At 71.1% G+C, this 13902-nt stretch carries 9 protein-coding genes; 8 read left to right on the forward strand and 1 reads right to left on the reverse strand.

Annotated features, from left to right (window positions below; all coding sequences use genetic code 11):
• Positions 1-11: 11 nt before the first annotated feature.
• Together C3486_RS11290 and C3486_RS11295 are read left to right on the forward strand one after the other, a co-directional pair.
• Positions 12-1094, forward strand: coding sequence for an inositol-3-phosphate synthase (locus C3486_RS11290; RefSeq protein ID WP_103832488.1), 1083 nt, complete (start codon positions 12-14; stop codon positions 1092-1094).
• Positions 1095-1172: 78 nt separating this feature from the next.
• Positions 1173-2495 (forward strand): MFS transporter, encoded by a 1323-nt coding sequence (locus C3486_RS11295; protein WP_103832489.1) that lies wholly within the window; start codon positions 1173-1175, stop codon positions 2493-2495.
• 27 nt (positions 2496-2522) lie between these two features.
• On the opposite strand, the gene C3486_RS11300 is transcribed toward C3486_RS11295, so the two are convergent.
• A complete protein-coding gene (locus tag C3486_RS11300; protein ID WP_103832490.1) occupies positions 2523-3998 on the reverse strand; it encodes a CCA tRNA nucleotidyltransferase in 1476 nt (491 codons plus the stop codon).
• Between the two features lie 222 nt (positions 3999-4220).
• Between C3486_RS11300 and C3486_RS11305 the strand changes: the two genes are divergently transcribed.
• The 6 genes from C3486_RS11305 (at position 4221) to trxB (ending at position 13879) form a co-directional block, all read left to right on the forward strand.
• Positions 4221-6575: a DUF6049 family protein gene (locus C3486_RS11305; protein WP_258052709.1), complete on the forward strand. Its 2355-nt coding sequence runs from the start codon at positions 4221-4223 to the stop codon at positions 6573-6575.
• A 46-nt stretch (positions 6576-6621) separates the two neighbouring features.
• Complete coding sequence (murJ, locus tag C3486_RS11310; protein WP_103832491.1) at positions 6622-8913, forward strand: murein biosynthesis integral membrane protein MurJ; 2292 nt, start codon at positions 6622-6624, stop codon at positions 8911-8913.
• A gap of 108 nt (positions 8914-9021) precedes the next feature.
• A complete protein-coding gene (locus tag C3486_RS11315) occupies positions 9022-10719 on the forward strand; it encodes a protein kinase family protein (protein WP_103832492.1) in 1698 nt (565 codons plus the stop codon).
• 353 nt (positions 10720-11072) lie between these two features.
• Positions 11073-11756 (forward strand): RNA polymerase sigma factor SigM, encoded by a 684-nt coding sequence (sigM, locus tag C3486_RS11320; protein ID WP_103832493.1) that lies wholly within the window; start codon positions 11073-11075, stop codon positions 11754-11756.
• Complete coding sequence (locus C3486_RS11325; RefSeq protein ID WP_103832494.1) at positions 11753-12748, forward strand: anti-sigma factor; 996 nt, start codon at positions 11753-11755, stop codon at positions 12746-12748. Before sigM ends, C3486_RS11325 begins: the two co-directional genes overlap by 4 nt.
• Before the next feature lie 138 nt (positions 12749-12886).
• Positions 12887-13879 carry a thioredoxin-disulfide reductase gene (trxB, locus tag C3486_RS11330; RefSeq protein ID WP_103832495.1) on the forward strand — a complete coding sequence of 331 codons (993 nt, stop codon included), beginning with the start codon at positions 12887-12889 and terminating at the stop codon, positions 13877-13879.
• Positions 13880-13902 lie beyond the last annotated feature (23 nt).

Consider the following 13902-nt stretch of genomic DNA (forward strand, 5'->3'; position numbering starts at 1 on the left):
GAGCAACCGGAATGGGTTCGGTTCGCGTAGCCGTCGTCGGTGTGGGCAACTGCGCCGCGTCGTTGGTACAGGGCGTCGAGTACTACAAGGACGCCGACCCGGACAGCCGTGTGCCCGGTCTGATGCACGTGCAGTTCGGTGACTACCACGTGCGTGACATCGAGTTCGTGGCTGCGTTCGACGTCGACGCCAAGAAGGTCGGCCTCGACCTGGCCGACGCCATCGGCGCCAGCGAGAACAACACGATCAAGATCTGTGACGTGCTGCGCACCGGCGTGACCGTCCAGCGCGGTCACACCCTCGACGGTCTCGGCAAGTACTACCGCCAGACCATCGAGGAGTCCGACGAGGCCCCCGTCGACGTCGTCCAGGTCCTCAAGGACCAGCAGGTCGACGTCCTGGTGTGCTACCTCCCCGTCGGCTCCGAGGACGCGGCGAAGTACTACGCCCAGTGCGCCATCGACGCCAAGGTGGCCTTCGTCAACGCCCTCCCGGTCTTCATCGCCGGCACCAAGGAGTGGGCGGACAAGTTCACCGAGGCGGGCGTCCCGATCGTCGGTGACGACATCAAGTCCCAGGTGGGCGCCACCATCACGCACCGCGTGATGGCCAAGCTCTTCGAGGACCGGGGCGTCATCCTGGACCGCACGATGCAGCTGAACGTCGGCGGCAACATGGACTTCAAGAACATGCTCGAGCGCGAGCGCCTGGAGTCCAAGAAGATCTCCAAGACGCAGGCCGTCACCTCCCAGATCACCGACCGCGAACTGGGCGAGGACAACGTCCACATCGGCCCGTCGGACTTCGTGGCCTGGCTGGACGACCGCAAGTGGGCCTACGTCCGCCTGGAGGGCCGCGCCTTCGGTGACGTCCCGCTGAACCTGGAGTACAAGCTCGAGGTGTGGGACTCCCCGAACTCCGCGGGCGTCATCATCGACGCGCTGCGCGCCGCGAAGATCGCCAAGGACCGCGGCATCGGCGGCCCGATCCTCTCCGCCTCCTCGTACTTCATGAAGTCCCCGCCGGTGCAGTACTTCGACAACGAGGCCCGGGACAACGTCGAGAAGTTCATCAAGGGCGAGGTCGAGCGCTGACGCAGCGACCGCACCGTCCTGACCGCGGGCCCCTGGGAGTCTCCCCAGGGGCCCGCGGCCTGTGTGAGGCTGTGGCCCATGCCCGCCGTGCGTGACCTCCGCGTACTCCTCCGCCGCCGCGACTTCCGCCGGTTACTGTCCGTCCGGCTGCTCTCCCAGGCAGCCGACGGCGTGTACCAGGTCGCCCTCGCCTCCTACGTCGTCTTCTCGCCCGAGAAGCAGACCTCCCCCGCGGCCATCGCCTCCGCCATGGCGGTGCTGCTGCTCCCCTACTCCGTGCTCGGCCCGTTCGCCGGCGTGCTCCTGGACCGCTGGCGCCGCCGCCAGGTCCTGCTCCACGGCAACCTGCTGCGCACGGTCCTGGCCGCCGTGACTGCGCTGCTGCTCCTCGCCGGCGCCCCCGACTGGCTCTTCTACGCCTCCGCGCTCAGCGTCACCGCGGTCAACCGCTTCGTCCTGGCCGGGCTCTCGGCAGCCCTGCCCCGGGTCGTCGACAACGCCGAAGCGCTGGTGGTGGCCAACTCCCTGTCCCCCACGGCCGGCACGCTCGCCGCGACCGCCGGCGGCGGTCTCGCCTTCGCGGTACGGCTCGCCGGCCTGGAGTCCGACATGGCCGCCGTGCTCCTCGGCGCCGTCCTCTACCTCTGCGCGGCGGGCGTCGCGCTGCGCATTCCCCCGGGCCTCCTCGGCCCGGAGCCGCGCCGGGTGTCGCCGCGCCTCACCGACGCCCTGCTGGACACCGCGCGCGGCCTCAGCGCCGGACTGTCCCATCTCGCGAAGCGCCGGTCCGCCGCCCGCGTGCTGGCGGCCATGGCCTTCATGCGTTTCTGCTACGGCGCGCTGACCATCACCGTGCTGATGCTGTGCCGCGCCTACTGGCCGGCGAACGGGCCGGACGGCATGGCGACGCTTGGGCTCGCGGTCGCCGTGTCGGGCGCCGGGTTCTTCGCCGCCGCGGTGGTGACGCCCTGGGCAGTGGCGAGGCTGACCGCCACCGGCTGGATCGCGGTGTGTGCGGGGACCGCCGCCGTGCTGGTGCCCGCGCTCGGCCTGTCCTTCGCGCTCGTACCGGTGCTCATCGCCGCCTTCGTCCTCGGTCTCGCCACGCAGGGCACCAAGATCGCCACGGATACCGAGGTACAGCGCGTCGTCGACGATGCGTTCCGCGGCCGCGTCTTCGCCCTCTACGACGTGCTCTTCCACACCGCCTTCGTCGGAGCGGCCGGCGTGGCAGCCCTCGTCCTGCCGCCCGACGGTCGCTCCCCCGCTCTGATCATCGGCGTGGCGGTGGTCCATCTGACCGTGGCCGTCGCCATGGCGCGGTCGCGTGTTTCACGTGAAACATCGCCCCGGCCGAGAGACGACCGGGGCGATGCGCGTGACGTTTCACGTGAAACATGAGCGGCCGGGATGCCCGGCCGCCGCGGGTCAGCTCTGCGCGGACCACCATTCCCTGAGGGCCTCGACCGCCGCCTCCCGGCCCATCGGGCCGTTCTCCAGCCGCAGCTCCAGCAGGTACTTGTAGGCCTTGCCCACCTGTGGGCCGGGCGCGATGTCCAGCACCTGCATGATGTCGTTGCCGTCCAGATCGGGCCGGATCGCGTCCAGCTCCTCCTGCTCCTGCAGCCGCGCGATGCGCTCCTCGAGCCCGTCGTACGCCCGCGAGAGGGCATTGGCCTTCCGCTTGTTCCGCGTGGTGCAGTCCGAGCGCGTCAGCTTGTGCAGCCGCGTGAGCAGCGGGCCCGCGTCGCGTACGTACCGGCGGACCGCCGAGTCCGTCCACTCGCCCGTGCCGTAGCCGTGGAAGCGCAGGTGCAGCTCCACCAGGCGCGAGACGTCCTTGACCATCTCGTTGGAGTACTTCAGCGCGGTCATGCGCTTCTTGGTCATCTTCGCGCCGACCACCTCGTGGTGGTGGAAGGAGACCCGGCCGTCCTTCTCGAACCGCCGCGTCCGCGGCTTGCCGATGTCGTGCAGCAGCGCCGCCAGCCGCAGCACCAGGTCCGGACCGTCTTCCTCCAGGTCGATGGCCTGCTCCAGGACGGTCAGCGAGTGCTCGTAGACGTCCTTGTGACGGTGATGCTCGTCACGTTCCAGCCGCAGTGCCGGCAGCTCCGGCAGCACCCGGTCGGCGATGCCGCTCTCGACCAGGAGCGTCAGCCCCTTGCGGGGGTGCGCGCCCAGGAGCAGCTTGTTGAGCTCGTCACGCACCCGCTCGGCGGAGACGATGTCGATCCGGTCCGCCATCTCCTTCATCGCGGCCACCACCTCGGGCGCCACCGTGAAGTCCAGCTGTGCGGCGAAGCGCGCGGCGCGCATCATCCGCAGCGGGTCGTCGGAGAAGGACTCCTGCGGGGTGCCCGGCGTGCGCAGCACCCGCGCCGCCAGGTCCTCCAGGCCGTTGTGCGGGTCGATGAACTCCTTCTGCGGGAGCGCCACCGCCATGGCGTTCACCGTGAAGTCCCGGCGCACCAGGTCGTCCTCGATCGAGTCGCCGTAGGACACCTCGGGCTTGCGGGAGGTGCGGTCGTACGCCTCCGACCGGTACGTCGTGATCTCGATGTCGAAGGAGCTCTTCTTGCAGCCGACGGTCCCGAACGCGATGCCGACCTCCCACAGCGCGTCCGCCCACGGCCGCACGATCTTCAGTACGTCCTCGGGGCGGGCGTCCGTGGTGAAGTCCAGGTCGTTGCCGAGCCGGCCGAGCAGGGCGTCCCGTACCGAACCGCCGACCAGGGCGAGGGTGAACCCGGCCTCCTGAAAACGGCGGGCCAGGTCGTCCGCGACGGGGGACACGCGCAGCAGCTCACTGACGGCGCGGCGCTGCACCTGGTTCAGCGCCTGCGTCGACTCTGCGCTGCGCTCGGTCTGCGGGGCGTGGGTGTCATTGTTGGCGTTCGGCACAACAGGACAGGGTACGTGCCCGCGCGCCCGGAGACGGACGCGCGCGAAGCGGAGCCGTATAAAGGGGACAAGCCACCGGAGACCGGCGCCCTCTGATCAGGTGGAGCAGTCCGCGGCACTTCGGCACAGCAGTCATCGTTACCATGCGTGGACGCAGACAGCGACGACCACTGACGACGACGAGGGACGGGCGAGCGCGTGGCCGAGGCGGCAGGGTTTCCGGTGACCGAACGGCCGCGTGGACGATGGCTGCGACGCGCCGCCGCGCTCGTCGCCGGTGCGCCGCTGCTGGCCGGGCTGCTGCAGGTACCCGCCGCGCAGGAGGCGCACGCCGCCCCCTCCGGCTCCCGCACCGTCGACGTCGACATCGACTCGCTCTCCCCGCCGGCCGCCGGCAAGGACGACGACGCGGTCACCGTCACCGGCAGCATCACCAACGAGGGCCGCACGACGATCACCGATGGCCACATCGGACTGCGCCGCGGACCGGTACTGAACAACCGCAGCTCCATCGACGACGTCGCCCGGCGCACCGGCTACTCCGCGAGCCTGGACGGCCAGGAGGTCGGCGGGAAGACCGAGAAGATCAAGAAGCTGGCTCCCGGCGTCTCACAGTCCTTCTCCCTCCGCGTCCCGGTCAAGAAGCTGCACCTGAGCAAGGACGGCGTCTACCAGCTCGGCGTCTCCTTCTCGGGCCGCTCCCAGGGCGCCCCGTACCAGCAGGTGCTCGGCATCGAGCGCACCTTCCTGCCCTGGCAGGAGGCCGAGGCGTCGAAGAAGACCAAGCTCACGTACATGTGGCCGCTGATCTCCAAGACGCACCTCACCGCGGAGACCGAGGGCGACGAGCAGCAGACGCCGATCTTCCGCGACGACAAGCTGGCGGCCGAGATCGCCCCCGGCGGCCGGCTCCAGCAGCTCGTCGCGCTCGGCAAGGACCTGCCGGTCACCTTCGTCGTCGATCCCGACCTGCTCGCCACCGTCGACGCCATGACCGGCCGCTACAAGGTCGAGGGGCCGCACGGCACGACCCGGCCGGGCCGGAACCAGGAAGTCGCCAAGCAGTGGCTGAGCGACCTGGAGCAGGCCATCCAGGCGCACGAGGTGGTCGCGCTGCCGTTCGGCGACCCCGACATCGCCTCTCTGGCTCATAAGGGCCGGATCGTGCCCAGCGCGCTGAGCCACCTCGGCCCGGCCACCGACCTCGCGTCGAAGACCGTGGAGACCGTCCTGCCGGGCGTGAAGGCGCGTACCGACTTCGCCTGGCCGGTCGACGGCGCCGTGGACTCCTCCGTCGTGGACGTGGCCACCTCCGCCGGTGCGCACCACGTCATCGCCCGCAGCGACAGCATGCGGGAGCGGCTGTCCTACACCCCCACCTCCGCCCGGCCCATCGGCGGCGGCAACACCGCCGTGGTGGCGGACGCCGGCCTGTCCACCGCCTTCACCGGTGACCTGTCGAAGGCCGGAGCCGCGAACCTGGCGGTGCAGAACTTCCTCGCCCAGTCGCTGATGGTCAATCTCCAGGACCCCTCGCGGCAGCGCAGCATCGTCGTGGCGCCGCAGCGGATGCCCACCGCGAGCCAGGCCCAGGCCATGGCGAAGGCCGTGCGCGCCCTGGACGACAGCGGCTGGGCCGAGGCGCAGGACCTCAGCGACGCGGCCAAGGCCAAGCCGGACCCCAACGCCACCCGCCAGGTGCCCGGCGTCGCGTCGTACCCGTCGTCGCTGCGCAAGCAGGAGCTTCCGGCGGCCGCCTTCCGGCAGGCGCAGGAGACCCGTACGGCGCTGGACGACTTCAAGGTCATCCTGGCCGAGCCGTGGCGCGTGGAGACGCCCTTCGGCAACGCGATCATGCGGATGATCTCGACGGAGTGGCGCGGCGACGCGAAGGGCGCCACGGCATTCCGCAAGTCCGTCCGCAGCTATCTGGACGGTCTGACGACCAAGGTCCACCTGATCCAGAAGTCGGACGCCACGCTTTCCGGCCGCAGCGCCACGATTCCGGTCACGGTGCAGAACAACCTCGTACGCGGCGTCAAGGGCATGACGCTGCGGCTCACCTCGTCCCAGCCAAACCGGCTGGACGTGGGCGAACCCCAGACGATCGACGTCGAGGGCGGCCACAGCCAGTCCTTCAAGTTCGACACCACCGCGAATGCGAACGGACCGGTGCAGGTCACCGCACAGCTCTTCACCGCCGACGGCAAGCGGTACGGCCGGGCGATGACCTTCGAGGTGAACGTCACCGAGATCACCGCTACGGTCATGCTCGTCATCGCGGGCGGCGTGCTGCTCCTCGTCCTCGCCGGCGTACGGATCTACCTCCAGCGCAAGCGCGCCGCGGCCCGTGAGGACGACGGCGGTGCGGACGGCGGGACCGGTACGGACGACGGCGGCGCCGGCTCGGACGACGGGGACGGCACCCCGGACCGCGACGGCACGGGCCACGACGGCACCGGCCAGGACGGCCGGCCCGCGGGGGACGGCGGATCCGGGCAGCCGGGTGACCCGGGGCCGGACACCGGTTCGGAAAACACGGACGCGTCCGGCTCAGGTGAGAAAGTGGACCGTTGATACATGGCGGGGCCGGATGGCCGGCGACGGATGAGGTGGGGCAGCTATGAACGCGCCGTACGACGGTGACCGCGGCCGGGCTGCGGGCGACGACGCCGCAGACCGGACCCCACAGCAGCCGCAGGGTCCGGACCCGTACGTGCAGGACGCCTACTCCCGGGCGCCCTTCCCCGCGCAGGACCCGACGGCCCACGACCCGGTGGCCGACGCGCTGCACGACCGTGCGGCCCATCCGCCGCAGGCCGGGCCGCCCCAGCCGCCGTACCAGCAGCCGCCGGCCCCCCGGCACACGCCCGATCCGCAGGGCTGGCCCGCCCCGGCGTCCGATCCGCAGGCCTGGCCGGCGCCCGCGCCCGAGCAGCACGGCACCGGCCGGCACCTGTCGTACGGCGACGTGACGGCGACCACCCAGTTCGTCGGCGTGGACGACCTGATCACGCAGGCCGCCGACCGGCCGCCGGAGCCCGACGCCTTCGCGCACCTCTACCGCGACCAGCGGGCGCCGGAGCCGCAACGGCCCCCGGCCCAGAACAGCGGCCCCGGCCCCTACCAGGGCCAGCCGTCCGGTGAGCCGTACCGGCCCGCCGGCGAGCAGTACGGGCCCGGGAACGGACAGTACGAGCCGACGGGCGGACCGCAGGCCGTGCCCCCGGCCGAGCCCGAGCCGGTCCCCGCCGCGGAGACGCCGGAGCCCGCCGAGCGGTCGGGCGGCAAGGCGGGCAGCCTGCTGAAGTCCAGCGCCGTGATGGCCGCGGGCACCATGGTGTCCCGGCTCACCGGTTTCGTGCGGTCCGCGCTGATCGCCTCCGCGCTCGGCGCTGCCGTCCTCGGTGACTCCTGGCAGGTCGCCTACACCCTGCCCACGATGATCTTCATCCTGACCATCGGCGGCGGCCTGAACTCCGTGTTCGTGCCGCAGCTGGTGCGGTCGATGAAGGAGGACGAGGACGGCGGCGAGGCGTACGCCAACCGCCTGCTGACCCTGGTGATGGTGATCCTCGGCGTCCTCACCGTCGTGGCGGTGTTCGCGGCGCCGTGGCTGGTGCGGGCCATGTCCGGGTTCGCACCCGACTCGGCCAGCTTCGAGGTCGCCGTCGCCTTCACCCGGTACTGCGTGCCCACGATCTTCTTCATGGGCATCCACGTGGTCATGGGCCAGGTGCTCAACGCCCGCGGCCGCTTCGGCGCGATGATGTGGACCCCGGTCCTCAACAACGTCGTCATGATCAGCACCTTCGGGCTGTTCATCTGGGTCTACGGCACCGCCAGCTCCTCGCACATCGGCGTGACGACCATCCCCGAAGCCGGCATCCGGCTGCTGGGCATCGGCACCCTGCTGGGCCTGGTGGTCCAGGCGCTGGCGATGATCCCGTACCTGCGCGACGCCGGCTTCAAGCTGCGGCTGCGGTTCGACTGGCGGGGCCATGGCCTCGGCAAGGCCGCCAAGCTCGCCAAGTGGACCCTGCTGTTCGTGCTCGCCAACCAGGCCGGTGCCCTCGTCGTCTCCAAGCTCTCCACGCTGGCCGGTGAGAAGGCCGCCGGACAGGGCGCCCCCGGCACCGGTTACATGGCGTACTCCAACGCCCAGCTGATCTGGAACATGCCGCAGGCGATCATCACCGTCTCCGTGATGGCCGCCCTGCTGCCGCGCCTGTCGCGCTCCGCGCACGACGGCGACGTGGGAGCCGTCCGCGACGACATCTCGCAGGGCCTGCGCACCTCGGCCGTGGCCATCGTGCCGATCGCCTTCGGTTTCCTCTCCCTCGGCATCCCGATGTGCACGCTGATCTTCGCCGGGTCCGGCGCCGGCGTCTCCATGGGCTACATGCTCATGGCCTTCGGCCTCGGCCTGATCCCCTTCTCCGTGCAGTACGTCGTGCTCCGCGCCTTCTACGCGTACGAGGACACCCGCACGCCCTTCTACAACACCCTGATCGTCGCCGCGGTCAACGCCGCCGCCTCCGCGCTGTGCTACCTCGTTCTGCCCGTCCGGTGGGCCGTGGTGGGCATGGCTGCCTCGTACGGCCTGGCGTACATCGTCGGCGTGGGCGTGGCGTGGCGCCGGCTGCGCCGGCGGATGGGCGGCGACCTGGACGGGGCGCACGTGGTGCGTACGTACGCCCGGCTGGCCGGCGCGAGCGTCCCTGCCACCCTCTTCTCCGGCGCCGCGGTCTACGGGATCATCCAGGGGCTGGGCACCGGCGTCCTGGGGTCACTCGTCGCGCTGGTCGGCGGCGGTGCCGTCCTTTTGGTGGTGTTCTACGCCGCCGCGAAGAAGATGCGCATCGAAGAACTGAACGCGCTGGTCGGCATGGTGCGCGGCAAGCTGGGGCGCTGAGCGAGCACAACCTTCGACCGCCACCGTGTGTCGTGCATAGCGGCGGTCTGTGGGCACAATTGACTTGGCTCTTTTGAGCATGCAACGGATGGGGAGGCAGGAACGACGGTGGCGGAACGGAGCACGGCTGCCGTCGACGTGGCCGACACGAGCGGTGGAGAACCGCTCGCCGCCAAGGCGGACGAGACCACGACCGACGGCACGAAGGCCGAGAAGGTGGCCGACGCGGTGCAGAGCACCGCGGACAGCGGCGCGAAGGGCGCCACAGCATCCGAGGCTGAGCCGACCGAACTGCACAGCGGTCACAAGCTTGCCAGGCGCTACCGCCTGGAGGAGTGCGTCACCCGACTGGACGGCTTCAGCAGCTGGCGTGCCGTCGACGAGAAACTGCGCCGCGCCGTCGGGGTTCACATCCTGCCCGCCGACCACCCGCGCGCCCGCCCCGTCCTGTCCGCCGCACGGTCCGCAGCGCTGCTCGGCGACCCGCGCTTCGTCCAGGTCCTCGACGCCGTCGAGGAGAACGACCTGGTCTACGTCGTCCACGAATGGCTGCCGGACGCCACCGAGCTGACCGCCGTCCTCGCCTCCGGACCGCTCGAACCGCACGATGCCTACCAGCTCGTGACCCAGGTCTCCCAGGCCATGGCCGCCGCCCACCGCGAGGGGCTGGCTCACCTGCGGCTCACCCCCGGCTCCGTCCTGCGCACCTCCTCCGGCCAGTACCGCATCCGGGGCCTGGCCATCATGGCCGCGCTCCGCGGCCTCACCAGCGAGCACCCGCAGCGCACCGACACCGAAGCGATCGGCGCGCTGCTGTACGCCGCGCTCACCCAGCGCTGGCCGTACGAGAACGACGCGTACGGCCTCTCCGGGCTGCCCAAGGGCGTCGGCCTGATCGCGCCCGACCAGGTGCGGGCCGGGGTGCACCGCGGCCTGTCCGAGCTGGCCATGCGCGCCCTGGTCAACGACGGGGCCACCGCCTCCCGCCAGGAGCAGCCCTGCACCACGCCGGAGGAGCTGGCCAAGGCCGTCGGCGCGATGCCGCGCATCCGTCCGCCGGAGCCCGCCTTCACCACCCCGCCGCCCTACCAGCGCACCGGTTACCAGCAGGGTTCGTACGGTCAGCCGGCCGCCGGACGGACCGGGACCACGGCCACCCGCCCGGTGCCGCCCCCGCCCGCCCCGCTGCAGAGCCGTACCGGCAGGGCGGCCAAGTGGTGCGTCTCCGCCCTGCTGATCGCCGCCCTGGGCCTGGGCAGCTGGCAGCTGGCCGACACGCTGCTCAAGGACCGGAACCAGGACGACCCGCCCAGCTCGCAGACCACCGGTGAACACGGCAAGGCCGAGTCGGGCAAGCCCGTGAAGGTCTCGAAGGTCCTGGATTTCGACCCACCGCCGGGCGGTGACGGCACCGAGAACCCGCAGGAACTCCGCAACGCCCTCGACGGCAATCCGGACACCTACTGGCCGACCCGCAACTACTACGGGCGCTCCGACCTCGGCGGCCTCAAGCCCGGCGTGGGGCTGGTTCTGGACCTCAAAAAGGTCCAGCAGGTCGGCAGCGTCAAGGTCGAGCTGATCGGCAACACCTCGCTGGACTTCCGCGCTGCGCCCGAGGACAGCGGCGATGCGCCGTCGACCCTGGCCGGTTTCAAGAAGATCGCCAGCGGTACGGGGGAGTCGGTCACGCTGCGCGCCAAGGAGCCGATCAAGACACGATACGTATTGGTCTGGCTCACCGACCTTCCGTTGAAGGACGATGGCAACTACCGGGGCCAGGTCAAGGAGATCCAGGTCCTCAGCTAGGGGTGGGCAGCAGGGGGGCGCCAGGATGTCGATGCGGGCAGCGGCCGGCATGCACAGGGGCTCCCCGGGCCTCCGCCGGCGTCGGCGGCCGCCCGCTGCGGACGCCGTTCTGCAGCCTGGTACCGCCGAGCACCGGTATGTAAGCTCCCATCGACAGCTTGACGCCAGGGGTTCGGTTATGCGTGATGGCGCAGTGACGCCCACCGTCGTTGAAGGGTCCGGCCCGGCCGGTGATCCGACCGGGCCGGCCGCGGCCCGTGCCCGGGCAGCGCCCGGCAGCCGGCGCCACGCGATACCTTCCGCGCCATCGGACCTCTCCGGCCCGCGCCGGGCCGGCTGCTGCGGGGCGCGCCATGGCAGATGACCTCCGCCCGTCCGATCAGGCGCTCCTCGCCCGTCATGTCGAAGGGGACCCCGACGCCTTCGGGGAGATCGTCAGGCGTCACCGCGACCGGCTGTGGGCGGTGGCGCTGCGCACCCTCGGCGACCGCGAGGAGGCGGCCGACGCCGTACAGGACGCTCTGGTGTCCGCCTACCGCGCCGCCCACACCTTCCGCGGCCAGTCGGCCGTGACCACCTGGCTGCACCGCATCACGGTCAACGCCTGCCTGGACCGTGCCCGCAAGGCCGCTTCCCGGCGCACGTCGCCGGTGGCGGAGACCGAGCGGCTGGAACAGCTCATCGAGCCGCATGAATCCGCCGCTGTGCCCGCCGAGCGGCAGGATCTGCACCGCGAACTGCTCAGCGCGCTCCGCACGCTCCCCGCCGAGCAGCGCGCGGCCCTCGTCCTGGTCGACATGCAGGGCTACCCCGTCGCGGAGGCCGCCGAAGTACTTGGCGTCCCCACCGGCACGGTGAAGAGCCGGTGCGCACGGGGCCGGGCCAGGCTTCTCCCGATGCTCACCCATCTGCGCGCCGAAGACGGGGATAACGGCACCTCAGGCGGGGGAAGGAACCGGGCGCAGGGGACATCCGTCCCACAGACGGCAGGACCGAACGACTCAGGGGCCGTGAAGGGCGGAGGTGGGCGAGCGTGACATCCACGACCGACACCGGCGGGCATCCGGAGGTCGCGGAGATCTCGGCGCTTGCGGATGGGCTGCTGTCGCCCGCCCGCGCGGCGGATCTTCGCGCCCATCTCGACGGCTGCCCACTGTGTGAGGACGTCCACAGCTCGCTGGAGGAGATCCGCTCACTGCTCGGCACGTTGCCAGGACCGGGACGGATGCCCGACGACGTCGTCGGACGCATCGACGCCGCCCTGGCGGCCGAGGCGCTGCTCGACGCCACGGCGCCCGCCGGCGACCCCGCCCTGGTGCCTACCGCCTCCGGCGATGGCGGACGTGTGGTCGCCCAGAAGTCGGCGTTCCCCGACGGGAGCGATGTTTCACGTGAAACACGCGAGAAGAAGCGTGGCGCCGTTTCACGTGAAACAGCGCCGGGCCGCTCATCCGGCAGCTCCGCCGATCGTCCCGTCGGCTATCCGCGCTCCGCTACGGGTCCGGGCCGCAAGGCTCCGGGCAGCCGCACGGCGCGGGCGCGTCGCTGGCCCAAGGTTCTCCTGGGCACGGCCGCCGCGGCGGCCTTCCTCGGCATCGGGGGCGTCCTTCTGCAGAATGGTTCCGCGAATCCCGGACCGAAGCCCGGTCCCGGTGTGAACGCCACCGAGACGGACGCCGGAGCCACGGACCTCAGCTCAGCGACGCTGGGCAACCACGTCCGCGATCTGCTGGACACCCCGCGACGCAGCAAGACCCCCGATGTGGGGACGCAGAGCACTCCCCAGACGCCGCTGAGCGGTGCGGACGACACGCTCCCCTCCTGCGTACGGGAGGGCCTGCCCCGGCCCGAGAAGCCGCTGGCCTCGACGCGCGACACCTACCGCGGCAAGGTGGCGTACCTCGTGGTACTGCCCCACCCGTCCGACGCCTCCCAGGTCTCCGCCTACGTCATCTCCGCGGCGTGCGTCTCCTCGTCGCCGCCCGCTCCTGGCAAGGTCCTGCTCAGCGGGACCTACCCCCGCGACTGAGCGCCCTGGGCCCGGGGCACGGGGCCGGGAGGGGAGCGCTGGGACACTGCGGGAATGCTCGCCCCGTAGGATCCGTTGGGTGGGGTGAGAGTTCCTCCAGCCCACCCAACGCAGTCGGCAGAGACAAGGAAGACACCCGTGAGCGACGTCCGTAACGTGATCATCATCGGCTCCGGGCCTGCGGGCTACACCGCCGCGCTCTACACCGCCCGTGCCTCGCTGAAGCCGCTGGTGTTCGAGGGCGCCGTCACCGCCGGTGGCGCACTGATGAACACCACCGATGTCGAGAACTTCCCCGGCTTCCGTGACGGCATCATGGGTCCGGACCTGATGGACAACATGCGGGCCCAGGCCGAGCGCTTCGGCGCCGAGCTGGTGCCCGACGATGTCACGGCCGTGGACCTCTCGGAGCCCATCAAGACCGTCACGGACTCCGCGGGCACCGTCCACCGGGCCCGCGCCGTCATCGTCACCACCGGCTCGCAGCACCGCAAGCTGGGGCTGCCCCGCGAGGACGAGCTCTCCGGCCGCGGTGTGTCGTGGTGCGCCACGTGCGACGGCTTCTTCTTCAAGGACCAGGACATCGCCGTCATCGGCGGCGGCGACACGGCCATGGAGGAGGCGACCTTCCTCTCCCGGTTCGCCAAGTCCGTCACCATCGTGCACCGCCGCGACACCCTGCGTGCCTCGAAGGCCATGCAGGAGCGCGCCTTCGCCGACCCGAAGATCAAGTTCGTGTGGGACAGCGAGGTCGCCGAGATCCACGGCGACAACAAGCTCTCCGGCCTGACCCTGCGCAACGTCAAGACCGGCGAGACCTCCGAGCTCCCGGTCACCGGCCTGTTCATCGCGATCGGCCACGACCCGCGCACCGAACTGTTCAAGGGCCAGCTGAAGCTGGACGACGAGGGCTACCTCAAGGTCGACGCGCCCAGCACGCACACCAATATCCAGGGCGTCTTCGCCGCGGGCGACGTCGTGGACCACACTTACCGCCAGGCGATCACCGCTGCCGGTACGGGCTGCTCCGCCGCCCTGGACGCCGAGCGCTTCCTCGCCTCGCTGTCCGACAGCGAGCCGGCCGAGCCCGAGCAGACCCCGGCCGAGCCGGAGCAGACCCCGACCGCCTGAGTCCGAACGTCAGCAGTTCACAC

Origin of the sequence: Streptomyces sp. Ru73, from assembly GCF_002920575.1 — a bacterium.
GTDB lineage: Bacteria > Actinomycetota > Actinomycetes > Streptomycetales > Streptomycetaceae > Streptomyces.